The sequence below is a fragment of the Rhizobium sp. BE258 genome (genome assembly GCF_031457345.1).
Lineage (GTDB): Bacteria > Pseudomonadota > Alphaproteobacteria > Rhizobiales > Rhizobiaceae > Rhizobium.
In genome coordinates this window covers 179,714-205,771 of record NZ_JAVDWL010000005.1, presented here as the reverse complement: position 1 = coordinate 205,771, position 26,058 = coordinate 179,714, and the positions used below count along the sequence as shown (strand labels likewise).

Here is a 26,058-nt window from a genome sequence, read left to right as displayed (position 1 = left end):
GCCATGCATTTTGAGGAGATCGGAATGGACGACGTCAAATACGGTGAGATCCTGCTGCCCGGCGATGAGGAAACCCAGAGCCGCCGGGAAAAGGCCGTGCGCAAGAAATTCTGGCCGACCTTCAAGCGCGCCGTCCGGCAGATCCCGTTCTCGCGCGATGTCGTTGCTGCTTTCTATTGCGCCACCGACCCGGCGACGCCCGCGCGCGTCCGCGGCATCCTGCTGGCAGCACTCGCCTATTTCGTTCTGCCGTTCGACATGATCCCGGATATTTTCGCGGTTGTCGGCTTCTCCGACGATATTGCCGTGCTGTCGGCCGCCTTTGCGCTTGTCAGCGGCCATATGAAGCCCAAGCACTATGAGGCTGCCGATCGCGCCCTTGCCGATCAGCCCGAGGGCATGAAGACCGTCTAGGCGGTTTCCGCTTCCAGAACTTTCTTGAGCTTGCCGAAAGCGAGCCTGATCCTCGATTTCACCGTGCCGAGCGGCAGTCCCGTGGCTTCGGCGATTTCCGAATGCGATTGCCCAAGGAAGAAGGCGGCGCGCAGCATCTCACGCTGCTCCTCCGGCAGCTGGCTGACGGCGGCGCGCACGTGGGCATCGCGGTCATCATTGGCGACCGCCTCGTCGGCACCGATTTCGGCAGCCGGTTGCAGTGTCGGGTCGTCTTCATCAAGGACGCGAGCCCTGGCGCGCCGCTGCAGGTCGATGCGGCGGTTGCGGGCGATGCGGAACAGCCAGGTGGATAGCGAAGAGCGCGCCGGATCGTAGAGACCGGCCTTGTGCCAGAGCACGATCATCACTTCCTGGACCAACTCTTCTGCCTCGGTTGCCGGCATCCGCTGGCGCAACAGCCAGGATTTCAAGCGTGGCGCGAAATAATCGAACAGGATTGAGAAAGCCTGCTGGTCCCGCTGATCGGCGACAGCTTTTGCGAGGGCAGCGAAACGCTGTTTTTCCTCAGCATCCATGTCCGGTCACGTTCCCCCTGGCTCAGGCAATTCTTGGACGAATTTCCAATACCTTAATGAGGTACAACGGATTTTCGAAAGGTCAAACTCTTGCCTGAATCTTTATGTCTTAAATTGCTCTCGAAGGGATGACGCGACGTCATCGACGCATAACATCACCGCAGGCAGCCGCACCAAGCCGAACGTTGACACACAGGCCTAAATGACACAGGTGGAGACAAATCACGGTCTCCGTTGACGCTTTGGTAACCTGAATTAAGTCAAAATAAAGCAGATCGTGACGAAAGCGCTGCCCGCTCTGATCGGGCGCTGAATCGCAAGAACCGGCAGGAAATCAATGTTTGTAAAAAGTATCGCACCCGCTCTCGCTCTCGTTCTCATCACGGCCGGAGTCGCAGGAGCGCAGCAGGGCGGAGCCTCGGCGCCGACCCGCATCCAGCAGTTCCAGGCTTGGGGCGCCTATTCCTACAAGCAGGGCAACAGCACCGTCTGCTACGTACTGTCCGTTCCGACGACGAAGCAGCCGGCAAGCGTCGATCACGGTGATAACTTCTTCATCGTATCGCAGCGCCCGGGCCAGAACATTTCCTATGAGCCGCAGGCGATGATGGGCTACACGGTCAAGGAAAATTCCAAGATCAACGTCGTCATCGACAACAAGACCTTCGTCATGTTCACCAAAGACAAGGCGGGCTGGGTCGAGAATGCCGCTCAGGAGCCCGCTCTGGTCGCCGCCATGAAGGGCGGTCACTCGATGACGGTCACAGCCGTCTCGCGCAAGGGCACCGGCACGTCCTACGCCTATTCGCTGTCCGGCATTTCGGCGGCGCTGAAGCAGATCGAAAGCTGCAAGTAAGCTCTTCCGCTTGATCGAAGAATTCGAAGGCCGGCCTTGCGCCGGCCTTTGCCGTTTCCATCTATAGTGACGTGCGGGGAAAATGATGATAAAGCCCCGCGCAACAGCGGAACGATTGCGGCTTTGCCCGTAGCTCCGCATTCAATTTTCTGCGAACTGCCGATGTCACCCGCCAAGTCTTCCGGCTTACCGGGATGCGTCCAGTTTTGATTTCGGGATCGAGAAACTATGTCCGTCATGGATGCTATGGCCGTTACCAAGCCACAGGCGCCGCGCCCCCAGCTCAGCGACGAGAAGCCCTCGCTGATCGGGTTGTCGCGCGAGCAGATGGCCGATGCACTGCGCGAAAAGGGCGTGCCGGAAAAGCAGATCAAGATGCGCGTCAGCCAGCTCTGGAACTGGATCTATGTGCGCGGCGTCTCCGATTTCGATCATATGGCGAATATCTCCAAGGACATGCGCGAGACGCTGAAGCAACATTTCACGATCGCCCGTCCTGAAATCGTCGAGGAACAGGTTTCCAACGACGGTACCCGCAAGTGGCTGCTGCGCTTTCCACCGCGCGGCGCCGGGCGTCCCGTCGAGATCGAGGCCGTCTATATTCCCGAGGAAGGCCGCGGCACGCTCTGCATTTCCAGCCAGGTCGGCTGCACGCTTACCTGTTCCTTCTGTCACACCGGCACGCAGCGCCTGGTGCGCAACCTGACGGCCGAGGAAATCCTGTCGCAGCTGCTGCTTGCCCGCGACCGGCTGGGCGACTTCCCGGATCGCGAAGCGCCGCAGGGCACGATCATGCCGGCCGAGGGCCGCAAGGTCAGCAATATCGTGATGATGGGCATGGGCGAGCCGCTCTACAATTTCGATGCCGTCAAGCAGGCGCTGCTGATCGCGACGGATGGCGATGGGCTGTCGCTCTCGAAGCGCCGCGTCACGCTGTCCACATCCGGCGTCGTGCCTGAGATCTTCCGCACCGGCGACGAGATCGGCGTCATGCTGGCGATCTCGCTGCACGCCGTTCGCGACGACCTGCGCGACATCCTGGTGCCGATCAACAAGAAGTATCCGCTGAAGGAACTGATCGACGCCTGCCGGAAGTATCCGGGTCTTTCCAACGCCCGCCGCATCACCTTCGAATATGTGATGCTGAAGGACGTCAATGACAGTCTGGAAGACGCGAAGGGGCTGATCCAGCTACTGAAGGGTGTTCCGGCGAAGATCAACCTGATCCCGTTCAACCCGTGGCCGGGCACCAACTATCAGTGTTCGGATTGGGCGCAGATCGAGAAGTTTGCCGATTTCATCAATTCGGCCGGCTACGCCTCGCCGATCCGCACGCCGCGCGGCCGTGATATTCTTGCAGCCTGCGGGCAGCTGAAGTCGGAGTCCGAGCGCATGCGCAAGACCGAGCGTCTCGCCTTCGAAGCGATGATGATTGCCAATCACGGCGCGGACGACTGATCAGCAAGTTTGATCCTTCTAACAGTTCTTTGCGATTGATCGGGCCTTCGTCTTTTTCTAGAAGCGCCTGATAATCTATGGAGGACTCTATGCGTTCGATCTTGCTCGCCGTTGCGGCGACCCTTGCCCTTACCCTGCCTGCAAAGGCTGAAGACGTCACGGTTGCCGTGACGGCGATCGTCGAGCATCCGGCACTCGATGCCGTTCGCAAGGGCGTGCAGGACACGCTGGCGGCTGCCGGCTACAAGGAAGGCGAGAACCTCAAGTTCCTGTTCGAATCCGCACAGGGCAACCCGGCAACGGCAGCGCAGATCGCCCGCCAGTTCGCCGGCGAAGATCCGAACGTCATCGTACCGATCTCCACGCCGTCGGCGCAGGCCGTCGTTTCCTCGACGCGCGATATTCCTGTCGTCTTCACCGCGGTTTCCGATCCGCTCGGCGCACAGCTGGTGAAGGACATGGACAAGCCGGGCGGCAACGTTACCGGTCTGTCCGACATGTCGCCGGTTGCCGAGCATATCGCGCTGATCAAGGAAATCCTGCCGAACGTGAAGTCGATCGGCTATCTCTACAATTCGGGCGAAGCCAACTCCGTATCGCTGTTGGCCGTGCTGAAGACGGAAGCCGAGAAGGCCGGCCTCAAGGTCGTTGAATCCGCCGCCACCAAGTCGGCTGAAGTTCAGGGCGCCGCCCGCGCGCTTGTCGGCCGTGCTGACGTCATCTACGTGCCGACCGACAACACGATCATCTCGGCTCTCGAAGGCGCGGTTGCCGTTGCCGAGGAAGCGAAGCTGCCGCTCTTCACCGCCGACACCGATTCCGTCTCGCGCGGTTCGATCGCTGCCCTCGGCTTCAACTACTACGATGTCGGCAAGCAGACCGGCGATATCGTCGTGCGCATTCTCAAGGGTGAGAACCCGGGCGACATCGCTGTCAAGGTTGCCGCCGGTAGCGACCTCGTCGTCAACAAGAAGGCCGCGGAAAAGATGGGCGTAACGCTGCCGGAAAGCGTGCTGAAGCGCGCCAACCGCGTCGTCGAGTAAACCGAAACCGTCGCTTTCGATATTGCGTTTAGCCGCCCCTGTTTCTAAACGGGGGCGGTTTGGTATTTTAAGACCCGCGAAAGCACGGGCACAGAAGAACAGAAAGGCGGGAGGCCTTGAGCCAAATTGCATTTTGGGGAGCCGTGGAACTGGGGCTGGTCTATGCCTTCGTTGCGCTCGGCGTCTATCTCGCCTTCCGCGTTCTCGATTTTCCGGATCTGACGGTCGACGGGTCGTTTCCGCTCGGAGCCGCCGTCACGGCGGTGCTGATCATCGCGGGCGTCAATCCGTGGCTTGCCGCGCTGGTGGCGATGATTGCGGGTTCGGCTGCGGGCATCGTCACGGCGATGCTGAACGTGCGGTTCAAGATCCTCAACCTGCTTGCCTCGATCCTGACGATGATCGCGCTGTTCTCGGTGAACCTGCGCGTCATGGGCAAGCCGAACGTGGCGCTGATCAATGCCGATACGATGATCAGCCCATTTTTCGGCCATGGCCTGCGCGATTTCTATGTCCGCCCGCTTTTCGTCGGCGTTCTCGTCGTCATCGCCGTCATCGTCGTCTGGCGTTTCCTTGAGAGCGATGCGGGACTTGCGATGCGCGCCACTGGCGCCAACGCCCGCATGGCCCGCGCCCAAGGCGTCGATACCAACCGGCAGATCTATCTCGGCATGGCGATCTCGAATGCGCTGGTGGCGCTCGGTGGCTCGCTGTTTGCGCAGACCAATGGCTTTGCCGATGTCACATCGGGCGTGGGCACGATCGTCGTCGGTCTCGCGGCCGTCATCGTCGGTGAGACGCTGCTCGGCCGGCGCGGCCTGCTGATCGCGCTGATCGGCTGCGTGCTCGGCTCGATCATCTATCGCATCGCCATCCAGCTTGCGCTGTCGACCGATTTCATTGGCCTGCAGGCTTCGGACCTCAATTTCGTCACGGCGGTACTCGTCACGATCGCGCTGATCCTTCCCCGTCTTCGCCGCGGAGGAGCTGCATCGTGATCAGCGTTCAGGATATCAAGGTCGTCTTCGGCAAGGGTACGCCGCTTGAAAAGAAGGCGTTGAACGGCATCAGCCTGACGATCGAGCAGGGCTCCTTCGTCACCGTCATCGGTTCGAATGGCGCTGGCAAATCGACCCTGCTCGGCGTGCTCGCCGGCGATGTACTGGCAAGCGAAGGCAAGGTGACGATCGGCACAACCGACGTCACACGCAAGCAGACGGCGGCGCGGGCCGGTCTTGTGGCACGCGTGTTCCAGGATCCGTTGACCGGAAGCTGCGGTGCCCTGTCGATCGAAGAGAATCTGGCGCTGGCCGCCCGTCGCGGCGAGCGGCGCGGCCTGGTGTCGGCGCTCGGGCCAAAGCGCCGCGAGCATTTCCGCGAACGCATCGGCGAACTCAATCTCGGTCTCGAAAACCGCATGGCCGATCGCATGGATCTGCTCTCTGGCGGTCAGCGGCAGGCGGTCTCGCTGGTCATGGCGACGCTGGCCGGTTCGGAAGTACTGCTGCTCGACGAGCATACGGCGGCACTCGACCCCGGGATGGCCGAGTTCGTCATGGGGCTGACGGACAAGATCGTTTCGGAGCGCAAGCTGACGACGCTCATGGTCACCCATTCGATGCGCCAGGCACTCGACTACGGCCATCGGACGATCATGCTGCATGGCGGTGAGATCGTGCTCGATGTCAGCGGCGACAATCGCAAGGATCTGCAGGTCGAGGACCTGATCGCGATGTTCCGCAAGATGCGCGGGCAGACGCTTGACGATGACGCGCTGCTGATCGGCTGATCGAAATATTTTCGAGGCGATGTCGATCCGCTTGCATCGCATTCGTTATCCGTCACCATCGCATGGAGCGGTGGTGAGCTAAGGAGACGGATGATGAAATATATAGCGCTGATCTACATGGACCCGAACACGCGCACGCCCCCGGATTCCCCTGAATTCGGCACGATGATGAGCGGCTATGCTACCGCGACCGAGACCTACAAAAAGGATGGGATCTGGGTTGCCGGCGATGCGCTACAGCCGGTGACCACCGCGACCACCGTCAGGGTGCGCAACGGCCGGACCGAGACGATGGACGGTCCCTTCGCCGACACCAAGGACCAGCTTGGCGGGTTCTACATCCTCGATTGCGACAATCTCGACGATGCCATCAAATACGCAGCGATGATCCCGCATGCGGCTATGGGCTGCGTCGAGGTGCGGCCGATCATGGTCTTCGACCGCTGATGAGCGAGGTTCCGGCCGCCGGTCCAGTTGCCGACGCGATCGACAGGATCGCCCGGCAGGACGGTGGCCGTCTCCTTTCCAGCCTTATGGGCGCGCTGCGGGATTTCCAGCTGGCCGAGGACAGCCTGCAGGACGCACTGGAATCGGCGCTGGTCCATTGGGGCCGCAATGGCTTGCCCGCTTCTCCAAACGCCTGGTTGATGCAGGTCGCCCGTCGCAAGGCGATCGACCGGCTGCGGCGCTCGGCCAATTTCCGGGCGAAGTCTGTGGAGATCGCCCATCTTGCCGAATTGGAGAGCGCGTCGTCCATAGCAGACGACCCTGATCCGATCGGCGATGAGCGGCTGAAGCTGATCTTTGCCTGCTGCCACCCGGCGATCGACCGGAAGACCTGCGTGGCGCTGACCTTGCGCTCTGTCTGCGGGCTGAAGACCGAAGAGATCGCCGGGGCCTTCCTCGACCGGCACGATGCGATGGCGCAGCGGCTTGTGCGCGCCCGCGACAAGATTGCCAAGGCAGGGATCGCTTATGAGGTGCCGGGGCCGGAGGGGTGGACGGTACGGCTCGAAAGCGTGCTTGCCGTCGTCTATCTGATCTTCAATGAAGGATATGCTTCCGGCAGCGGCAGCCATATCCGCGTCGATCTCTGTGAGGAGGCGATCCGGCTCGGGCGGCTGCTGATGGCGTTGCGCCCTGATGAGCCGGAGATCGAGGGGCTGCTATCGCTGATGCTTCTGCATCATGCCCGCAGGGCCGCGCGGATCGGCGAGGGCGGCGCGATCCTCACTCTCGAAATGCAGGACCGCAGACTCTGGGATCGCACGGCGATAGCCGAGGGCGTGGCGCTGATTGAACAGGCGCTGAAGCGTGGCTGCCCAGGTGCATATCAGCTGCAGGCGGCGATCATTGCCGTGCATGCGGAGGCGCAAGACTTTGCCGAGACGGATTGGCAACAGATTGCGCTGCTCTACGGAGAGCTTGCCCGCACTGCCGACAACCCGGTCTATGAACTGAACCGGATCGTCGCGCTGTCCTATGTCGAGGGTGCGGCCGCAGCGCTTGCCCGGCTCAAGCCGATCGCCATGGCGCTTACGCAGTATCAGCCGTTTTACGCGGTTCAGGCCGATCTTCTGGTGCGCGACGGCCAGGTTGATCAGGCAAGGCTCGCTTATGCCAGGGCCATCGAGCTCTCGCTGTCCGAAGCTGAGAAGCTGTTTCTGGCGCAGCGGCTCGAGGCGCTGCGGGATAGCTAAGCTTAACGGGCCTGCGTGAAAAAAATCTTCGCCGCGAAGATCGAGAAGACGCCTGCGAAAGTGTAGTCCATGCCGCGCAGCACCTTTCTGTTCTTCTGCAGCCAGCCGGCGAGCCAGTCGGAGGCGAAGACCACGGCTGCATTCACCGGCATGCCGATCAGAATGAAGAAGAAGCCGAGGAAGAGCAGCTTGTGCGTGACGGCGGGATCGCCGGCGGTGACGAACTGCGGCAGGAAGGTCATGAAGAAGATGATGACCTTGGGGTTCAGGAGATTGACCCAGAAGCCGCTGGAGATGTTGGAGAGTGGCGTGCCCTTCACCTCATCGACCTTTTCGACCGAGAGCTTCGAGCCGAAACGGACCGCCTGTACGGCGAGCCAGAGCAGGTAAGCAGCGCCCCCGGTCTTGAGGATCAGGAAGGCGGTCGGCGAGGCCGTGATCAGTGCCGAGATGCCAAAGGCAACCAGCATGGTGTGGACGACGATGCCGAGACTTGTGCCGAGCACGACATAGAGTGCCGGCTTCTTGCCCTGCGACAGGGCGCGGCTGATCGAGAGCGTCATGTCCGGCCCTGGCGTTGCTGCGAGCAGCAGGCTTGCAGCGGCAAAGGCGAGGAGCGTTGGCAGGGTCGGAAGAAAGTCCATGGTGCACTCTGAAAGCCGGAAGGAGATGTTATTTCTCATATCCGGCTTTCGGAAAATTACCAATCAAACCTTCTGATGTGGCCGATCGTTTCCGGTCGTTACTTGGCTTCCAGAAACGCCTTGAACTTGTCGGCATAGTCCTTGTGCCAGCGCGACAGCGGCGGGCGGTTTTCAATGATGTCGCCGGCGGCCCAGGCCATGCGGCGCTCGTCGACGGGACGCGCGACGTCGTTGTCGGGGCAGAGGATGTAGAAGTCGCCTTTTGCCAGGCTCTCGACCATGAAATCCACCGTCTGCTCCGGCGTCCAGGCCGCAGCCGGCTTTTCGGCGCGACCGCCTTTGGTCAGTCCGGTGAAGACGAAGCCGGGGATCAGCAGATGAGCGGAAATCTTCGAGCCTTCGGTGTTGCGCAGCTCGTGTTCGAGCGCCTCCGTGAAGACCTTCACGCCGGCTTTCGAAACGTTGTAGGCGGGGTTGCCCGGCGGGGTGGTGATGCCCTGCTTGGAACCGGTGTTGATGATCAGTCCGGGCTCGCCATGCTTGGCCATCGCGGCGCCGAAAGCGCGGGTACCGTTGATGACGCCCAGCAGATTGACGCCGAGAATGTTGTCCCAATCGGCCTGCGGGCTGAATATCGAGGTTTCCGGCCCGATGCCGGCATTGTTCATCAGCACGTGAACACGGCCGAAGCGCTGGATGACCGTCCGCTCCAATGCCTCAAGCGCCGCCTTGTCGGAGACATCGGTTTCGGCTGCAAGAACATGTGCAGCGCCAACGATGGCCTCGAGCTCGGCACGTGCCTTGGCGAGCTTCTCCTGGCCGAGATCGGCGATGACGACGCTCATGCCTGCCTTGGCAAAATGCTTTGCCGCCGCAAGGCCGATGCCGGAGGCGCCGCCGGTAATTACGGCAACGTTGGATGGCTTGAAAATCTCTTGAATATTCGTCACGGGACCGGCTCTCCTCGAAGCGTTGTGCGGACGAAGCCAGATATGGGTTGGCATTTGACGCTGTCAAACACTATCCGCGACCGAAAAGCGGCGCTTCCTGCCCTTGCGTCGTGTGACAATCTCGCTAAAAGTGCCCGCGACACCGGGCTTTGCGGTTTGCCGCTGCCCCTTTGCAACGGACCTCATCATCATGGCACCTAAAAAAGACGTGAAGAAAGTCGTGCTTGCCTATTCGGGCGGCCTCGACACCTCGATCATCCTGAAGTGGCTGCAGACCGAACTCGGCGCCGAAGTCGTGACCTTCACGGCCGACCTTGGTCAGGGCGAAGAGCTAGAGCCGGCGCGCAAGAAGGCCGAGATGCTCGGCATCAAGGAAATCTACATCGAGGACGTGCGCGAAGAATTCGTGCGCGACTTCGTCTTCCCGATGTTCCGTGCCAATGCCGTCTATGAAGGAGTCTATCTGCTCGGCACCTCGATTGCCCGTCCGCTGATCTCGAAGCACCTTATCGACATCGCCCGCAAGACCGGCGCCGATGCGATCGCGCATGGCGCGACCGGCAAGGGCAACGACCAGGTTCGCTTCGAGCTGTCCGCCTATGCGCTGAACCCGGATATCAAGATCATCGCGCCGTGGCGCGACTGGGATTTCAAGAGCCGTACCGATCTGCTGGCCTTTGCCGAACAGCATCAGATCCCGGTTGCCAAGGACAAGAAGGGCGAGGCGCCGTTCTCCGTCGACGCCAATCTTCTGCACTCCTCATCCGAGGGCAAGGTTCTGGAAGATCCGGCTCAGGAAGCTCCCGAATATGTGCATATGCGCACGATCTCGCCGGAAGCCGCGCCCGACAAGGCCACCGTCATCAAGGTCGGCTTCGAAAAGGGTGATGCCGTCTCGATCAACGGCGTTCGCATGAGCCCGGCGACCCTGCTCGCAGCGCTCAACAATTACGGCCGTGACAACGGTATCGGCCGTCTCGACCTCGTCGAGAACCGCTATGTCGGTATGAAGTCGCGCGGCGTCTATGAGACGCCCGGCGGCACGATCCTGCTCGCGGCGCACCGCGCCATCGAGTCGATCACGCTCGACCGCGGTGCAGCTCACCTGAAGGATGAGCTGATGCCGAAATATGCCGAGCTCATCTATTACGGCTTCTGGTTCTCGCCGGAGCGCGAGATGCTGCAGGCGCTCATCGACAAGAGCCAGGAGCATGTCGAAGGCGAAGTGACGCTGAAGCTCTACAAGGGCAATGTCATGGTCACCGGCCGCGAGAGCCCCAAGTCGCTCTACTCGGACAAGCTGGTCACCTTCGAGGACGACCAGGGCGCCTACGACCAGAAGGATGCGGCCGGCTTCATCAAGCTCAACGCGCTGCGCCTGCGCACGCTCGGCAAGCGCAATCTGAAGGGCTGATCCCTCTGCCATCGAAATATGAAAGGCCCGCTATTGCGCGGGCCTTTTCTTTGCATCGCGGATGGCCTTGACGGCACCTTGCATTGGCATAGTCTGCGCGGATCATCTGCGGAGCATTTCATGACGCAATCGCTGCTTCTTGGCGCCTTTCTGGCCGCACTTTTCTATGTCCTCATCCCCGGTCCCGCTTTCCTGCAGCTGCTCGGTATCGGTGCCGGGCAGGGCCGCAAGGCGGGAGCGTTTTTCCTGATGGGGCATTTGGTCGGTGACATCATTTGGTCGGCGCTGGCCTTGATCGCGATCGTCGGTGCGAAGATCATCGGCACCTTCGTGTTCGACCTGCTCGGCCTGCTTTGCGGCTTCTACCTTGCCTGGATCGGCTGGAACGCCGTGAGCGCCAAACCGAAGGCCGATGGTCAGGCGCTCGTCGTCGTCGAACGCCCTTTCCGCCGCGGCCTGATCTTCGGCGTTACCAATCCCAAGGGATATCCGGTGGCGCTTGCAACATTCACGGCGCTTGTCGCCGGTTCGGCAAACGCGCTGGATTTCGCAGCTTTGCCCCTGATGCTCAGCGTCTCTTTCGTCGGCTTTGTGACTGCCGATATCATACTCGTCACCATCATCGGTGCGGGCGCCGTGCGCCGCTTCTATCGCGCCAACGAGCGGCTGATCGTGCGCTGCTCCGGCGTGCTGTTCATGGGCTTTGCCGTTCAGGCCCTATGGCATGCGACGCCCGGGCTGCTCGGCTGGCGCAAGGCCTAATCGTCAGGTGCTGATGAAATCGACGATCGATTTCAGTGTCTTCTCGCCATCGGTGTCGCCGAGGGACTTGGCGATCTGCAGCTGGTTTTCGTAGTAATCGCGGAAATTGAACGCTGTGCCGTCGGTAACGCCGCGCAGGTCCAGCAGATTGCCCTGCGCATCGATCGCATGCATCGGCAACGGCTCTGAGATCGCCGCAAACGTGTCTTGGTCGAGCTCTCCGGAATCGAAGCTCTGCCGGGCATAGCTTCGCAACTCGCCCGGGCTGACTGCTGTGAAATCCGGGCCGCCGGAGGCTGTTACGTCGTCTACCCTGAAGCCGGGTTGGACTGCCGGTCCAGTATCAATTTCAATATCGGAGGTCTTCGAAGATTTTGCGTTATTGTGACTGTTTTTAAAAAGCAAACTTTGAGAAGACCGCACAGAAAAAATTTCCATGGCGCATGTCCCCTTACGAAAAGAGTAAGCGAAAACTAGCGTCTAGGACCGCCGGGCGTCAATCGTTAACAAATAGTTAATTTTCGTCTATCAGTTTTCATGGATCAAATCTTCCACGTACCAGCAAAAGACGAATTTGATCAGCAACATACCATTGCCGCGAAGCGTCACCTATATTGCCTTTTCACTTGCTTGCGTAAAAGGATGTCAGCATGCCTTCCACACCAGAATTCAATCCGGCGCTCGTCAACTGGAACGGGCATCACGGCCTGCCGCGCTTCGAAGCGCTCAATGATGGCGACTTCGCAGCCGCCTTCGATGCGGCGCTCGCGTCTCACGAAACGGAGATCGATGCGATCGCCGCCAATGCCGAGGCGCCGACCTTCGAAAATACCATCGTCGCGTTGGAGATTGCCGGCGATGAGCTGTCGCGTGTCTCCGCGCTGTTCTGGAACCGGGCAGGTGCGCATACCAACGATGTCATCCAGGCGCTCGAGCGCGAGATCTCGCCGAAGATGTCGCGGCACTATTCGAAGATCGGCATGAATGCCGGTCTCTTTGCGCGCATCGACGCGCTGTGGGAAAAGCGCGCGGAACTGGGACTGACCCTGGAGCAGACGCGGGTGCTGGAACGGCACTGGAAGGGCTTCGTGAAATCCGGCGCCAAGCTGCCGAAGCCGGAGCAGGAAAAGCTCGCAGGCATCAACGAGAAGCTGGCCGGTCTGGGCACCAATTTCGGCCAGAACGTTCTCGCCGACGAAAAGAGCTGGTCGCTGTTGCTGTCCGAAGGACAGGAGCTCGCAGGTCTTCCGGATTTCCTGAAGGATGCGATGGCAGCGGCGGCCCGCGAACGCGGAGAAGACGGCAAGTTTGCGGTCACCCTGTCGCGGTCGATCATCGAGCCGTTCCTGACATTTTCAGAACGCCGCGATCTGCGCGAACAGGCCTTCAAGGCCTGGACTGCCCGTGGCGCGAATGCGGGCGCAACCGATAACCGCGGCATCATCAAGGAAACGCTGGCGCTGCGCAAGGAAATGGCCGGCCTTCTCGGTTACGGCAATTTCGCCGAGCTGAAGCTCGACAACACGATGGCGAAGAAGCCTGTTGCTGTCGACGAGCTGCTGCGGGCAGTCTGGGCGAAAGCCGTTTCCCGCGCCCGCGAGGAAGAAGCCGATATCGCCAGGCTGATTGCCGAAGATGGGAAAAACCACGAGGTCATGCCCTGGGATTGGCGCTTCTATGCGGAGAAGATCCGGGCACAGAAGTTCAACTTCTCCGAAACGGAGCTGAAGCCCTATCTGCAGCTCGATAAGATCATCGAAGCCTGCTTCGACGTGGCCAACCGCCTGTTCGGCATCCGGGCTGTTGAGAAGAAGGGCATTGCCGCCTACCATCCCGATGTTCGCGTCTTCGAAATCCGCGACGCCAGCGACAAGCTTGTGGCGCTGTTCCTCGGCGACTACTTTGCTCGCAGCTCCAAGCGCTCGGGTGCCTGGATGAGCTCCTTCCAGTCGCAGCACAAGCTGAAGCTGAAGAACGGCAACACCGGCGAGCTGCCGATCATCTATAACGTCTGTAATTTCGCCAAGCCTGCGGAAGGCAAGCCTGCGCTGCTGTCGCTCGACGACGCCCGAACGCTGTTCCATGAATTCGGCCATGCGCTGCACGGGATGCTGTCAAACGTCACCTATCCGTCGGTTTCTGGAACCGGCGTTTCGCGTGATTTCGTCGAATTGCCGTCGCAGCTTTACGAGCACTGGCTGACCGTGCCCGCGATCCTCAAGCAATATGCGGTGCATTTCGAAACAGGCGAGCCGATGCCGCAGGCGCTGCTCGACAAGGTTCTCGCGGCGCGGACCTTCAATGCGGGCTTCAATACGGTAGAGTTCACCTCCTCGGCAATCGTCGACATGGAATTCCATACGCGCGATGCCGTCGATGATCCGATGGCGGTTCAGGCGGAGGTTCTGGCCGAGCTCGGCATGCCGAAGTCACTGGTCATGCGTCATGCTTCGCCCCACTTCCAGCATATCTTCTCCGGCGGCTATTCGGCCGGCTACTATTCCTACATGTGGTCGGAAGTGCTCGACGCCGATGCGTTCGCGGCCTTCGAGGAAACCGGCGATGCCTTCAACCGCGAAATGGCGGCGAAGCTGAAGGACAACATCTATTCGACCGGCGGATCGCTCGATCCCGAAGACGCCTACAAGGGTTTCCGCGGCAAGCTGCCGAGCCCGGACGCGATGCTGGTCAAGAAGGGTCTGGCAACCTTCAAGGAGCTCTCGGGCAGCGATGCCTGAGCGCGTGCCGTAACAAAACTGTCGCCGAAGTTTCGGCAAACCGTCATGCGGTCTTCAAGAGACTGACATGACGGTTGCCCAAGGCTGGGGCGGGACGCTTCGTTCCCGCTCCTGAAGTAGCCGGGGCTTTGGCATGATCTTGAAAGAAACGACGCGCCGCCGGTTTTTATCCTCGGTCGGCGCGGTCGGTGGGTTTGCGGCGGCGGGCCTTGCGATGCCCTTCTATGCGCGTGGCTCGTCAAGCCGGCCGGTCTTTACCTCCGGCGTGCAATCCGGCGATGTCGATGTGGATTCCGGCGTGATCTGGGCGCGCGTCGACCGGCCCTCGCGATTGTTCGTCGAATATTCCACGACCGATAAATTTGCAAACGCGGTTCGGCTTGCATCCTTCGATGTCACGCCCGAGACCGATCTTGCCGGCAAAGTGCTGCTCGATGGATTGCCGGCGGATCAGGAAATCTTCTACCGTTTCGTGGCTGCAGACCTGCAGGATATCAACAGCCGCTCTGAGCCCATTCGCGGTCAGTTCCGCACGGCGCCGTCGACAAGGCGGGATATCCGCTTCGTCTGGTCCGGCGATACGGCAGGACAGGGATGGGGGATCGATGACGAGGGCATGCGGACCTATCGGACGATCGCCTACCATCGGCCTGATTTCATGATCCATTCCGGCGACACGATTTACGCCGACAATCCGATCCCCGACGAGATCCGTCTGCGAGACGGCGGGATCTGGAAAAACCGCGTGGTCACCGACGAGAAACGGACGATCGCACAGACGCTGTCCGAATTTCGCGGCCAGTGGAAATACAATCTGCTGGACGAGCACGTGACCGATTTCAACGCCGTCTGTCCGGTTTTCTACCAATGGGACGATCACGAGGTGCTGAACAACTGGTCTCCCTCAACCGATCTTCGTGCCGACGACCGTTACAAGGAAAAGTCCGTCTCGGCGCTCGCTTCACGCGCCAGCCGGGCTTTTCACGAAATGACGCCGATCCGCTACGTGGCGGAGGAACCGGGGCGGATCTATCGCAAGGTTTCCTACGGCCCGCTGCTCGATATCTTCTTTGTCGACCTACGCTCCTACCGCGGACCCAATACCCATGCACTCGACCGCGAGATCACGCCGCAGTCGCGGCTTTTCGGTGAGGCGCAGGTGGCGTGGCTGAAGCGCGAACTTGTCCGTTCGACGGCAACCTGGAAGGTGATCGCGTGTGATCTGCCGGTCGGGCTGGTGATCTGGGACGATTATGGAAAGCGCAGCGGCAGCGAATCCGTCTCCAACGGCGACAACGGAGCGCCGCTCGGCCGGGAACTCGAATTTGCCGATCTACTGCGCTTCATCCGCGATGCGGCGATCGGCAATATCGTCTGGCTGACGGCCGACGTGCACTATACGGCGGCTCATTATTATGATCCCGGAAAGGCCAGGTTTCAGGATTTCCTGCCCTTCTGGGAGTTCGTTTCCGGCCCGCTTCATTCGGGCACTTATGGACCGCAGGAGCTGGACGGCACGTTCGGCCCCGAGGTGCGCTTCATCAAGGCGGCACCGGGAGGGATCGAATCCAATCTGCCGCCAAGTGCCGGAATGCAGTTCTTCGGCCTGGTCGATATCGATGGCGCAACGGAGCAGATGACCGTGCGCCTGATGGATCGCGATGACAACGAGTTGTGGCGAACCGTCATCGACCCGCAACGTACGAGTTAACCCTGTCTATGGCCGCTCTCGCCTCTCCCCCCTTTCGCAATCGCAAAAAACACTGTATGAGCGCGCCAAACGTAATAGGCGCCTCCTCCCGACGTAGCGCCCCAGCCTCAGAGATTTGATATAATGGCACTTCGCAACATCGCGATCATCGCGCACGTTGACCATGGCAAAACGACCCTGGTGGACGAGCTCCTGAAACAGTCCGGCTCGTTCCGCGAGAACCAGCGCGTTGCAGAGCGCGTCATGGACAGCAACGATCTGGAAAAAGAGCGCGGCATCACGATTCTTGCCAAGGCGACTTCGGTCGAGTGGAAGGGCGTTCGCATCAACATCGTCGACACCCCCGGCCACGCCGACTTCGGCGGCGAAGTCGAGCGTATCCTGTCAATGGTGGACGGCGCGATCGTTCTGGTCGACTCGTCGGAAGGCCCGATGCCGCAGACGAAGTTCGTCGTCTCCAAGGCGCTGAAGGTCGGCCTTCGCCCGATCGTCGCGATCAACAAGATCGACCGCCCGGATGGCCGCCACGAAGAAGTCATCAACGAAGTCTTCGATCTTTTTGCCAACCTCGACGCTACCGACGAGCAGCTCGACTTCCCGATCCTCTACGGTTCGGGCCGCGATGGCTGGATGAACGTCAATCCTGAAGGCCCGAAGGACCAGGGTCTTGCACCGCTGCTCGACCTCGTGCTCAAGCATGTTCCGGAGCCGACGGTCCACGAAGGCCCGTTCACGATGATCGGCACGATCCTTGAAGCCAACCCCTTCCTCGGCCGTATCATTACCGGCCGCATCAATTCCGGTTCGATCAAGCCGAACCAGGCCGTCAAGGTTCTGAGCCAGGACGGCAAACTGATCGAAAATGGCCGTATCTCGAAGATCCTCGCGTTCCGCGGTATCGAGCGCACGTCGATCGAAGAGGCTCACGCAGGTGACATCGTCGCGATCGCCGGCCTTTCCAAGGGTACGGTTGCCGACACGTTCTGCGATCCAGCTGTCACCGAGGCACTGACCGCGCAGCCGATCGATCCGCCGACAGTCACCATGTCCTTCATCGTCAACGATAGCCCGCTGGCAGGTACCGAAGGCGACAAGGTCACCTCGCGCGTCATTCGCGACCGTCTCTACAAGGAAGCAGAAGGCAACGTCGCGCTGAAGATCGAAGAAGCCGAAGGCAAGGATTCATTCTTCGTGTCTGGCCGTGGCGAATTGCAGCTTGCCGTTCTGATCGAAACCATGCGCCGTGAAGGCTTCGAGCTGGCCGTGTCGCGTCCGCGCGTCGTCATGCACCGCGACGAGAACGATCAGCTGATGGAGCCGATCGAAGAAGTCGTCATCGACGTCGATGAAGAGCATTCCGGCGTCGTCGTTCAGAAAATGTCCGAGCGCAAGGCCGAAATGACCGAGCTGCGTCCTTCGGGCGGCAATCGCGTTCGCCTGGTGTTCAATGCGCCGACCCGCGGCCTGATCGGCTACCAGTCGGAACTCTTGACCGACACGCGCGGCACGGCTGTGATGAACCGCCTGTTCAAGGATTATCAGCCTTACAAGGGTGAAATCGGCGGCCGTACCAACGGCGTTCTGCTGGCAAACGCAGCCGGCGAAGCCGTCGCCTACGCCATGTTCAACCTGGAAGACCGCGGCCCGATGATGATCGAGCCGGGCGAAAAGGTCTATATGGGCATGATCATTGGCATCCACAGCCGCGATAACGACCTTGAAGTCAACGTTCTCAAGGGCAAGCAGCTGACCAACATCCGCGCTGCCGGCAAGGACGAAGCCGTCAAGCTGACGCCGCCGATCCGCATGACGCTCGACCGCGCTCTCTCCTGGATCCAGGACGACGAGCTGATGGAAGTAACGCCGAAGTCGATCCGTCTGCGCAAGATGTATCTCGACGCGAACGACCGCAAGCGTTTCGCCAAGGCGAAGTCGGCCTGATAGCCGCTGCCATTCCTGGATAGTTGAAACCCCGGCCCTCCAGGCCGGGGTTTTTATTTGTGCGCCGTGTCGAATCCTTCTTGTCGCAATAGTTAAAAAAGCGTTAAATTTTGCCCATCGTCCACATGTTAAGTCTGTGGGCAATTGGCGAAGGCGCATGATCGCGCATGGTTAATTGTCCGCTGAAGGACCAGAGTAGCGTTATGAAGACGTTGTCGATCGATGTTCGGCGGGCCGAGCCGCAAGATGCCCGCGCCATATCGGAGGCGCATCGCCTTGCGTGGCAGCACACCTATGCCGGCATCATCCCCCATCGCGCACTGACGCAGATGATCGAACGGCGCGGCGAAGGCTGGTGGCGCAAGGCCACCCGTGGTCCGGCAACGCTTTTGGTTCTTGACGTCGCAGGAACGGTTGCGGGCTATGCCACGCTTGGTCTCAACCGTGCCCGCGCTCTGCCGCAGGAAGGCGAAATCTACGAACTCTATCTTCGCCCGGAATATCAGGGTATCGGCCTCGGCCGTATGCTCTTCGGCGAAGCCCGCCGGCTGCTGAAGTCGCTTGGCTGCAATGGTCTCGTCGTCTGGTGCCTTGAGGACAATGACAATGCCAGCCGCTTCTATCGCGGCCATGGCGGCGTCGATTTCTGCGAAGGCATGGAAAATTTCGACCACAAGCAGCTGAAGAAGATCGGCTTCATCTGGAACTGACGGCTGCCTTTTATGGCAGCCTTGCCGCTTGGCCGCGGATCGTCCCATCCACATCGATCAATTGCCAGACCGTGACATCCGCAATCGGAAAGCGCTTTCCCGATTTGCTGATCCTTATGCCCTCGTAGTCGTCGACATAACCGCGCTCGGCGACCTGCCGCAGGAAATTCTCGCGCGCCTGGCGTTCCGGCGCTTCAGCAGACAGCCTCGAGGGCAGTGCAGTGAGCTCGTCCCAGCTGTATTCAAAGCGCCGCTGAGCGCTCTTGTTTCCATAGACGAAGACGGGATCTGTGGCCGTGTCGTGTGCCAGGAGGCCAAACGGCGCGTCCTCGTAAAGCCAGCGAACGGCTTCTCTCTGCGTCAGCACCCGGGGCACGAGATCCTTGCCGACAATGCGGCGATAGCTGCCACACACGAGTTCGAAAAAGTCTTTCTGTTCGTAAAGATGCATGACCGTCTATCGCAATGGGGAATCTGAAAAGCAAAGCCAACTTGGATATTGCGACCTGTTTGTGGCGCCGTTTCCCATTATTGCGCCGATCCCCGAACTTTTGCTTCAAGGCCAAACTCTATTAGCCAAAACGACGGAAGATGAGCCTGACATGTTGCGTTGCGAAGAGATTCTGATTATCTGGCAGCCGGATACCATCCTATATTAGGGGACACTGATGCGCATCGACGCCATTTCCATCGGCAACAATCCACCGGAAGATATCAACGTCATCGTTGAAGTGCCGGTTGGCGGCCATCCCATCAAGTACGAAATGGACAAGGAAGCCGGCACGCTGGTCGTTGACCGTTTCCTCTACACGCCGATGACCTATCCCGGCAATTACGGCTTCGTGCCGCATACGCTTTCGGAAGACGGCGACCCGATCGACGTGCTGATCGCCAGCACCCGTCCGCTGGTTCCGGGCTGCGTCATCAATGTGCGCCCGATCGGCGTGCTGATGATGGAAGACAATTCCGGCAAGGACGAGAAGATCATCGCCGTTCCGTCGCCGAAGCTGACGCTGCGCTACGAGAAGGTCAAGGAATATACCGATCTTCCCGATATCACCGTCAAGCAGATCGAGCACTTCTTCGAGCATTACAAGGATCTGGAGCCCGGCAAGTGGGTAAAGATCTTTGGCTGGAAGGGCTCCAAGGAAGCCGGTGAACTGATCCTCGAAGCCGTCGAGCGCGCCAAGAAGGCGAAGTAAGCTCAGGCCCGACCGAAAGCTTTCAGCCTTTCGACCAGATCCTCCGTATCGCCCTCGATGCGGAGGATTTTTTTGCGCGACGTTTCGCCGGAGACAAGAGCTATCGCAGACTTCGGAACGCGAAGCGATTTTGCGAGAAGGGCGACGAGCGCCTTGTTCGCCTTGCCGTTTTCCGGCACGGCGCTGACGCGGGCTTTCAGGTGCGTGTCGCCTTCGGCATCTGTTTCCAGGCCGTCAATGGCGTCACGTCCGCCGTTCGGCGTCAAACGCACCGTCAGGCGGAGATAGCCGTCGAAGATCGTCCAGGCACAGCTCACGCCACCAGCGGGAAGATCGTGTTCCACATGAAGGAGCGCAGGAAGAAGATGATCAGCAGCAGGATGATCGGAGAGATGTCGATACCGCCCAGGTTCGGCAGCACGCGGCGGATCGGCCGCAGCACTGGTTCGGTGACGTTATAGAGGAACATCCCCACCGAATTGACGAACTGGTTGCTGGAATTGATGACGTTGAAGGCATAGAGCCACGAGAAAATGGCACTCCCAATCAGCACCCAGGTGTAAAGATTCAAAGCCAAATCAATGGTTTGAAAGAGGGCAATCATCGTCGTCTCCAGTTCGTTGTTGACAGACATGTAGCTATTGGCGACTAAACGGGCAAGTGCCGTGTCTTAACGCGCGGTGAATCATGTTTAATGGGCGCGTTTGAACTGTCCCGCGCGGCCCGGTTTCATTGGTTGCCCCCATGTCTTTCTCGTCCACCGGAGACCGTTTTGCGGCGTTCCGGCATTCTTCCTACACCCGGTTCTTCTTCGCGAAGTTCCTGCTGTCCTTCTCGCAGCAGATTCTCAGCGTTGCTGTGGGTTGGCAGATGTACGACCAGACGCGGAGCGCAATCTATCTCGGCCTGATCGGCCTTGTGCAGTTCCTACCGTCGCTGGTTCTGATGCTGGTGACCGGATCGGTCGCCGACCGCTACAACCGCCGCGCCGTTGCCTCGATCTGCTCGCTCGTCAGCGCGCTCTGCACGCTGGCCCTGCTGATCATGACGGTGACCGGCACGTTCTCGCCGATCCCTGTCTTCATCGTGCTGCTGATCTTCGGCATCGAGCGCGCCTTCGCTGCGCCTGCCATACAGTCGCTGGCGCCGAACCTCGTGCCGGAGAAGGATCTTTCGAACGCGATCGCCTGGAATTCGTCGTCCTGGCAGCTGGCGGCAATTACCGGTCCCGTACTCGGCGGACTGCTCTATGGCGTCAGTGCGACAACGGCCTACACAGTCTCGGTGGTGTTCGCGATACTGGGCGCCATCCTGCTCTTCATGATCCCGAAGCCTGCGCAGCGCAGTTCCGGCGAGGCAAAGAGCTGGGACATGATCCTCGGCGGCTTCCGTTTCATCAAGGCGGACAAGGTGGTGCTCGGGGCGATCTCGCTCGATCTCTTCGCGGTGCTGCTCGGCGGTGCCACGGCGCTGATGCCGATCTATGCCCGCGATATCCTGACGCTCGGCCCCTGGGGGCTCGGTCTGCTGCGTTCGGCGCCAGGCGTCGGCGCGATCGTGATGGCGCTGTTCCTTGCCGCCCGCCCGATGAAGCATCGCGCCGGCTTCTATATGTTCATGGGCGTCGGTCTGTTCGGCATCGCAACCATTGTATTCGGCGTCTCGACGCATACCTGGACCTCGATTGCCGCGCTGGCGATCATGGGCGCCGCCGACATGATTTCGGTCTATGTGCGCGAAAGCCTGATCGCGCTCTGGACGCCGGATGAGCTGCGCGGCCGCGTGAACGCCGTCAACATGGTCTTTGTCGGCGCGTCGAATGAACTCGGCGAATTCCGGGCGGGTACGATGGCGCATACGTTCGGCGCCGTGCCTGCGGTCGTGATCGGCGGTCTTGGGACGCTCGCGGTGTCGGTGATCTGGGCGATGAGCTTCCGCCAGCTGCGGCAGATCGATACGCTGGATGCGCCTATGCGCTCAGCGACGCCGGCATAGAGACAGGCGCGCTCTTTGCCGTCTTTCCCTCGAAGACGATATCGAGGAATTCGTTCAGCCAGGCTTTTAGCGGCGCGTCAAAGAGCATGCGCCCTTCCAGATGCTCGCGGCCCTGCTGCGCATTAGGCAGAATAAAGCGATGGGCGCCATGGACGACCCAGCGGTGCATCATCACCCGCGTCAGCTCGGCATGGAACTGCAGCGCCCAGGCATTCTTGTTGTAGCGGAAGGCCTGGTTCGGATAGGCGTCACCCTCAGCCAGAAGCTCGGCGCCGCGGGGAAGGTCGAAGCCCTCGCGATGGAAATGGTAGACCATCTTCGGCCAGTGCATCAGCAGCCGGCCCTTTTCGGTCGGGTGCAGCGGGTACCAGCCGATTTCCGTCGAGCCATCGGCATTCGCCTGCACCTTGCCGCCGAGATGGCGGACCAGCATCTGCGCGCCGAGGCAGATGCCGAGGAATGGCCGGTTCTCTTTGAGTGGGATGTCCAGCCAGTTGATTTCGGATTTCACGAAATCGTCGGGATCGTTGGCGCTCATGGGGCCGCCGAAGACGACAACGCCGGCGTGGTCGTCGAGTGTTCCAGGCAGTGTGTCGCCGAGAACCGGGCGGCGCATGTCGAGCCTGTAGCCCTTCTCGACGAGAAGCTGGCCGACCCGGCCGGGGCTCGACTGCTCCTGATGCAGAACGATCAGGATCGGGCGCTTGTCGCGATTGACCGGTCGCTCAATCTGCATCGTCTTGCACCACGACCGCATCCGTCACGCGCGCAGCCGCTTCCTGGCGCTTTTGGATACGCTCGCGCGAGGAGACGCCGAGCAGATCGGCGATGCGCCAGATGACGTGGTCTTCCATCTCGCTGCGCTCGCCGTCGGCATAGACGATGTCCCAGAGAATGCCGATCAGCTCCAGCCGCTGCTCGGTATTCAGGTGGCGCTTGAGATCCGACGTGAAGCGGTAGTAGTCGACGGCGCTGCTTTCGGCTTCGAGACCGGCGGCGATGACCGCATCCAGCTGTTTGCCGTCGAGGCCATACTGCTCCTTGAGAAGCTTGCGCAGCCGCTTCTTCTCGCTGTCCTTGATCTGGCCGTCCGCCTCCATGACCTGCATGCAGAGAGCGGCCACGGCGATGCGCGGGTCATCAGGGCTGAAACCCTTCCTGCCATCGTCTGCGGTGAGATTGTGGAAGAATGCCTGAAAGCGTTCGAACATGCGGTTGTCGTTCCATCTCAGAAAAGGCGGAGCCGCGTCTTGGGTTCCGGGGCCGCCTTGTTGTCGCGAACGCCTGGGTCGTCAGGCATTCCATAATATGGTTTGGGTTCAAGCTGTCTGACAGGGGTAACTGCTTCCGCTGGCTTTGGAGCCGGGGCGGACGCTGGTGCAGGCGCCGGGCGCACGGCTTCGGCGATGGTTGCGGCGCGTTCCAGTTCGATGATGCGGTGGTCGTTGGCAGGTGCTTCGGCACGCTGTTGGCGCACCGGCGGCAATGTCTTCAGGGCGGCATCGATCGACGTCACGGTGCCTTCCTCGACCGGGCCCTCAAGCTGCCCAAAGGGCGCCTTCCATTCGAAAGCATCGAGACGGCCGGTGACGGGCGAGACGGGCAGCCATTTGTCGGAGACAAAGCCGTCTGCGACCCAGGCCGGATCGCGCGGCGCCTTCAGCGCCTGGGCCAGCCAGTGACGGACACGGCCCTGATCGCCAGTCTCGGACTCTTCGATATCGGCAAGCAGCAAGAATGCTGCCTCACGCGACTGCATGCGGGCGGCGGCCTCCGCCTTGGCTCTCGCCTTGGCAAAATCCTGAGCGGCAAGGGCGGCCTGGGCGACGACGAGAAGCGACTCGACGTTGTTGGGGCGAAGAGCCTCCAGCTTTTCGGCGCGCTTCAATCTGTCGGTGACGGAATCGCCGCTGCGTGCTTGCACATAGATGCGGCCGACATCCGGATGTGGTCTGGCCTTCCACGCCTGTTCGAGAATGGCGGCAGCCTTGCGCAGCTTGTCTTCGCGAAACAGCGCCTTTGCTGCGATGGTTGCGGCAGGCTCGAAATCGGGGATCAGCTTCAGCGCCTGGAGGGCGTCGTCGCGGGCACCTGCAGGGTCTTTTTCCAGCTTGTCGTCGGCGCGTGCCGTCAGCAGCACGCCACGCAGACGCTCGCCGTCCTGCTTGTCGACGACGCGGGCTGCCTTCTGCTGATCGAGCAGGCGGATAGCGTCGTCCCAGCGTTCAGCCTGGCTGCGATATTCTAGGGTCGCCTGTGCGGCCCAGGGAAGATAGGGCGCATTATCGGCAGCCTTCTCGGCATATTGGCGGGCCGCCTCGTTGGCGCCGAGGCGCTTGGCTTCGAGATACAGCCCCCGCAGACCGAGTTCGCGGGTCTCCGGATCGTTGGCCATGGCCTCGAACTTGGCGCGTGCCTCATCGTGGCGGCCTTCGATCAGCGCGGCCTGCGCTTCCAGAAGGTTGATCAGCGGTTCCTGGTCGGCGCGGATCAGGCCGCGCGAGCGTGCGGCCATCTTACGGGCGAGAAGCGCGTTGCCGGCGCCGGCGGCGATCAGGCCGGTCGAGAGCGCCTGATAACCGCGATCGCGCTTGCGGGCGCGGAAATAACGGGTGACGGAATGCGGCGAGGTCCAGATCATCCGGACCAGCCACCAGGCGATCATGACGAGGGCGATCAAGGCGATCAGGCCGCTGGCGGCGACGATCAGCTTGGTCTGATAGAGCTGGCCTTCCCAGATGAGCGACAGGTCGCCAGGCCGGTCGGCGAGCCAGGAGAAACCGTAGCCGAGAACGAGAACCACGAGCGCAAAAATGACGAGCTTGACCATCGGTTCAGCCCTCCTTGCCGGTGCCGGAGACGGCTTTGGACAGCGCTCCGCTGACAAGATCCTCGACCCGGATACGGGCCTCAAGAGATTGCTTGAAGGCTGCCGACGCCTGCTTGGCTGCCGGCGGCAGATCGTTCCATTCGTTGGCGGCGCCCGGAAGGTCGCCGTTTCGAACCTTGTTTTCCATGCGGGCAGCGATCGCCTCTACGTTTTCACCCTCGATGTTGCCGACCGGACGGACGCTGACCAGCGACTTGGCGCTGTTCATCAACCGGTCCGACCAGCTCTGATCAGGGCTCGGCTGGTTCGCGGATTCGACGGCGGCGCTTGCCACATCGGAAACCTGATTGATCAGTTCGGCACGCGAGGGCACGCCGGTTTGGGCAAAGCTTCTGAGATCCTTGGTCGCCGGATCGTCAGGTGAAACGCCTGCGAATGTATCGAGTTCGGCCGTAAACGGGCCACCGCGGTCGATCGCTGCCTTCAGCGCAGCGGCGGCGATCGCCTTGGCGACGGCAACGTCTTGGCGTGGCTCGTTGAGCTTTTTCTCGGCTTCGTCGAGACGCTTGGTCAGATCGGCGCCGCTGGAGGCCTGCTGCTCGGATGTCTGCGTGATCGACGAGCGGAGTTGTTCCAGCTGTGCGGTGAGATCGGCGACCTTTTGGTTCAAGGCTTCGACGGCTGCCGGGTCGCCCGCCACGGTTTGCGACGGTGCTTTTGCCGCTGTTTCCAGCGCGGCAATCCGCTTGTCGAGGGCGTCGTCATCCGGGTTCGGCGCGGCCGCCAGATTGGCGATCGCCTGCTTCAGGCCATCAAGTTCGGCAGAAAATTCTGCGCTTTGATCGGACTGGGCCTGCTGCGGCGCAGAGCCGGGGAGATATCCGGCATATTGGATGGCACCGGCACCTACGAGCGCCACAAGACCACCGAAAATGCCTGCGGCGATGAGACCCGAGGTCGAGCCGCCGCGCTGCTGCGGCGGCGGTGCGGTAAAGACCCGTTCCTCGGCGCGGTAGGGCGCTTCATCGGGCCGTGTTTCTACGCCCGCGGCCTCTTCCGTGACGGGGATTTCCGCCTTTGCATTCAGGTCTTCGGAGGCTTGCTCCTTTGCCGCCTGAAGCGAGGCGTTCAGATCGCTGGTTGCCTGGTCGTCAGGGCTCTCAGCCGCCTGCGCAGGCATCTCTGCTGCATCCTCCTGCTTGGCAAATTCCTGCGCCTCCAGATCGATGGTGACCGGCTGTTCGGTTCTCTTCGAATGGCGTGGCGGGTTTCCCGAAACCATGAGGTCCTCTTTTTTCCTGCATTGCAACGAAACTAGTCAGTGATGCCAGTTAAGGAAAGAGG

28 protein-coding genes are annotated in these 26,058 nt (G+C 60.9%); 17 read left to right on the top strand and 11 right to left on the bottom strand.

Features of this window, described 5'->3' with window-relative positions; genetic code table 11:
- Positions 1-24: 24 nt before the first annotated feature.
- Positions 25-414 carry a YkvA family protein gene (locus J2X43_RS19300; protein ID WP_112385818.1) on the top strand — a complete coding sequence of 130 codons (390 nt, stop codon included), beginning with the start codon at positions 25-27 and terminating at the stop codon, positions 412-414.
- Here the strand turns inward: J2X43_RS19300 and J2X43_RS19295 are convergent.
- On the bottom strand, positions 411-971 hold the full coding sequence (locus tag J2X43_RS19295; protein WP_310296348.1) for a sigma-70 family RNA polymerase sigma factor: 561 nt from the start codon (positions 969-971) through the stop codon (positions 411-413). The two genes, J2X43_RS19300 and J2X43_RS19295, sit on opposite strands and share 4 nt — an antisense overlap.
- A gap of 337 nt (positions 972-1,308) precedes the next feature.
- Between J2X43_RS19295 and J2X43_RS19290 the strand changes: the two genes are divergently transcribed.
- The 7 genes from J2X43_RS19290 (at position 1,309) to J2X43_RS19260 (ending at position 7,817) form a co-directional block, all read left to right on the top strand.
- The gene (locus tag J2X43_RS19290; protein WP_112385816.1) at positions 1,309-1,827 is read left to right on the top strand and encodes an invasion associated locus B family protein; all 519 of its coding nucleotides are present in this window, start codon (positions 1,309-1,311) and stop codon (positions 1,825-1,827) included.
- Between the two features lie 228 nt (positions 1,828-2,055).
- On the top strand, positions 2,056-3,285 hold the full coding sequence (rlmN, locus tag J2X43_RS19285; protein ID WP_310296347.1) for a 23S rRNA (adenine(2503)-C(2))-methyltransferase RlmN: 1,230 nt from the start codon (positions 2,056-2,058) through the stop codon (positions 3,283-3,285).
- 89 nt (positions 3,286-3,374) lie between these two features.
- Positions 3,375-4,328 (top strand): ABC transporter substrate-binding protein, encoded by a 954-nt coding sequence (locus tag J2X43_RS19280; RefSeq protein ID WP_112385814.1) that lies wholly within the window; start codon positions 3,375-3,377, stop codon positions 4,326-4,328.
- 116 nt (positions 4,329-4,444) lie between these two features.
- Positions 4,445-5,326 carry an ABC transporter permease gene (locus J2X43_RS19275; protein WP_112385813.1) on the top strand — a complete coding sequence of 294 codons (882 nt, stop codon included), beginning with the start codon at positions 4,445-4,447 and terminating at the stop codon, positions 5,324-5,326.
- On the top strand, positions 5,323-6,117 hold the full coding sequence (locus J2X43_RS19270) for an ABC transporter ATP-binding protein (RefSeq protein WP_112385812.1): 795 nt from the start codon (positions 5,323-5,325) through the stop codon (positions 6,115-6,117). Before J2X43_RS19275 ends, J2X43_RS19270 begins: the two co-directional genes overlap by 4 nt.
- Positions 6,118-6,210: 93 nt before the next feature.
- Positions 6,211-6,564 (top strand): YciI family protein, encoded by a 354-nt coding sequence (locus J2X43_RS19265; protein ID WP_310296343.1) that lies wholly within the window; start codon positions 6,211-6,213, stop codon positions 6,562-6,564.
- Complete coding sequence (locus J2X43_RS19260; RefSeq protein ID WP_310296341.1) at positions 6,564-7,817, top strand: DUF6596 domain-containing protein; 1,254 nt, start codon at positions 6,564-6,566, stop codon at positions 7,815-7,817. Before J2X43_RS19265 ends, J2X43_RS19260 begins: the two co-directional genes overlap by 1 nt.
- Before the next feature lie 2 nt (positions 7,818-7,819).
- Here the strand turns inward: J2X43_RS19260 and J2X43_RS19255 are convergent, their stop codons facing one another.
- Both J2X43_RS19255 and J2X43_RS19250 read right to left on the bottom strand, forming a co-directional pair.
- Entirely contained in the window at positions 7,820-8,461 is a 642-nt protein-coding gene (locus tag J2X43_RS19255; RefSeq protein WP_310296339.1) for a LysE family translocator, read from the bottom strand.
- A 98-nt stretch (positions 8,462-8,559) separates the two neighbouring features.
- Positions 8,560-9,411 carry an SDR family NAD(P)-dependent oxidoreductase gene (locus J2X43_RS19250; RefSeq protein WP_310296337.1) on the bottom strand — a complete coding sequence of 284 codons (852 nt, stop codon included), beginning with the start codon at positions 9,409-9,411 and terminating at the stop codon, positions 8,560-8,562.
- Positions 9,412-9,601: 190 nt separating this feature from the next.
- Here J2X43_RS19250 and J2X43_RS19245 point away from each other — a divergent pair, with 190 nt between their 5' ends.
- Together J2X43_RS19245 and J2X43_RS19240 are read left to right on the top strand one after the other, a co-directional pair.
- Positions 9,602-10,825: an argininosuccinate synthase gene (locus tag J2X43_RS19245; protein WP_112385807.1), complete on the top strand. Its 1,224-nt coding sequence runs from the start codon at positions 9,602-9,604 to the stop codon at positions 10,823-10,825.
- Positions 10,826-10,945: 120 nt separating this feature from the next.
- On the top strand, positions 10,946-11,587 hold the full coding sequence (locus J2X43_RS19240) for a LysE family translocator (protein ID WP_310296335.1): 642 nt from the start codon (positions 10,946-10,948) through the stop codon (positions 11,585-11,587).
- A gap of 3 nt (positions 11,588-11,590) precedes the next feature.
- On the opposite strand, the gene J2X43_RS19235 is transcribed toward J2X43_RS19240, so the two are convergent.
- Positions 11,591-12,025 (bottom strand): hypothetical protein, encoded by a 435-nt coding sequence (locus tag J2X43_RS19235; protein WP_112385805.1) that lies wholly within the window; start codon positions 12,023-12,025, stop codon positions 11,591-11,593.
- Between the two features lie 212 nt (positions 12,026-12,237).
- On the opposite strand from J2X43_RS19235, the gene J2X43_RS19230 reads away from it, so the two are divergent.
- The 4 genes from J2X43_RS19230 (at position 12,238) to J2X43_RS19215 (ending at position 18,687) form a co-directional block, all read left to right on the top strand.
- Positions 12,238-14,325, top strand: a complete 2,088-nt coding sequence (locus J2X43_RS19230; protein ID WP_310296332.1) for a M3 family metallopeptidase — start codon at positions 12,238-12,240, stop codon at positions 14,323-14,325.
- A gap of 133 nt (positions 14,326-14,458) precedes the next feature.
- On the top strand, positions 14,459-16,036 hold the full coding sequence (locus tag J2X43_RS19225; RefSeq protein WP_310296329.1) for an alkaline phosphatase D family protein: 1,578 nt from the start codon (positions 14,459-14,461) through the stop codon (positions 16,034-16,036).
- A gap of 123 nt (positions 16,037-16,159) precedes the next feature.
- Complete coding sequence (gene typA, locus J2X43_RS19220) at positions 16,160-17,977, top strand: translational GTPase TypA (protein WP_112385802.1); 1,818 nt, start codon at positions 16,160-16,162, stop codon at positions 17,975-17,977.
- A 203-nt stretch (positions 17,978-18,180) separates the two neighbouring features.
- Positions 18,181-18,687, top strand: coding sequence for a GNAT family N-acetyltransferase (locus J2X43_RS19215; RefSeq protein ID WP_112385801.1), 507 nt, complete (start codon positions 18,181-18,183; stop codon positions 18,685-18,687).
- A 10-nt stretch (positions 18,688-18,697) separates the two neighbouring features.
- Here the strand turns inward: J2X43_RS19215 and J2X43_RS19210 are convergent, their stop codons facing one another.
- On the bottom strand, positions 18,698-19,138 hold the full coding sequence (locus J2X43_RS19210; protein WP_112540489.1) for an MEKHLA domain-containing protein: 441 nt from the start codon (positions 19,136-19,138) through the stop codon (positions 18,698-18,700).
- On the opposite strand from J2X43_RS19210, the gene J2X43_RS19205 reads away from it, so the two are divergent.
- A complete protein-coding gene (locus J2X43_RS19205) occupies positions 19,137-19,346 on the top strand; it encodes a hypothetical protein (protein WP_112540490.1) in 210 nt (69 codons plus the stop codon). The genes J2X43_RS19210 and J2X43_RS19205 overlap by 2 nt on opposite strands.
- A gap of 9 nt (positions 19,347-19,355) precedes the next feature.
- Positions 19,356-19,889, top strand: a complete 534-nt coding sequence (gene ppa, locus J2X43_RS19200; protein ID WP_112517760.1) for an inorganic diphosphatase — start codon at positions 19,356-19,358, stop codon at positions 19,887-19,889.
- Between the two features lie 2 nt (positions 19,890-19,891).
- Here the strand turns inward: ppa and J2X43_RS19195 are convergent, their stop codons facing one another.
- Positions 19,892-20,206 (bottom strand): DUF167 domain-containing protein, encoded by a 315-nt coding sequence (locus tag J2X43_RS19195; RefSeq protein ID WP_112540491.1) that lies wholly within the window; start codon positions 20,204-20,206, stop codon positions 19,892-19,894.
- Positions 20,203-20,493: a YggT family protein gene (locus J2X43_RS19190; protein WP_112386055.1), complete on the bottom strand. Its 291-nt coding sequence runs from the start codon at positions 20,491-20,493 to the stop codon at positions 20,203-20,205. Before J2X43_RS19190 ends, J2X43_RS19195 begins: the two co-directional genes overlap by 4 nt.
- Positions 20,494-20,633: 140 nt before the next feature.
- Between J2X43_RS19190 and J2X43_RS19185 the strand changes: the two genes are divergently transcribed.
- Entirely contained in the window at positions 20,634-21,884 is a 1,251-nt protein-coding gene (locus tag J2X43_RS19185; RefSeq protein ID WP_112385797.1) for an MFS transporter, read from the top strand.
- Here the strand turns inward: J2X43_RS19185 and J2X43_RS19180 are convergent.
- The 4 genes from J2X43_RS19180 to J2X43_RS19165 are packed head-to-tail and all read right to left on the bottom strand — an operon-like array spanning position 21,859 to position 25,996.
- The gene (locus J2X43_RS19180; protein ID WP_310296321.1) at positions 21,859-22,620 is read right to left on the bottom strand and encodes a glutamine amidotransferase; all 762 of its coding nucleotides are present in this window, start codon (positions 22,618-22,620) and stop codon (positions 21,859-21,861) included. The two genes, J2X43_RS19185 and J2X43_RS19180, sit on opposite strands and share 26 nt — an antisense overlap.
- Positions 22,610-23,095: a TerB family tellurite resistance protein gene (locus tag J2X43_RS19175; protein ID WP_112385795.1), complete on the bottom strand. Its 486-nt coding sequence runs from the start codon at positions 23,093-23,095 to the stop codon at positions 22,610-22,612. The genes J2X43_RS19180 and J2X43_RS19175 overlap by 11 nt, the downstream gene beginning before the upstream one ends.
- A 17-nt stretch (positions 23,096-23,112) precedes the next feature.
- Positions 23,113-24,714, bottom strand: a complete 1,602-nt coding sequence (locus J2X43_RS19170; protein ID WP_310296318.1) for a heme biosynthesis protein HemY — start codon at positions 24,712-24,714, stop codon at positions 23,113-23,115.
- Between the two features lie 4 nt (positions 24,715-24,718).
- Positions 24,719-25,996 carry a YbgF trimerization domain-containing protein gene (locus tag J2X43_RS19165; RefSeq protein WP_310296316.1) on the bottom strand — a complete coding sequence of 426 codons (1,278 nt, stop codon included), beginning with the start codon at positions 25,994-25,996 and terminating at the stop codon, positions 24,719-24,721.
- Between the last annotated feature and the right edge of the window lie 62 nt (positions 25,997-26,058).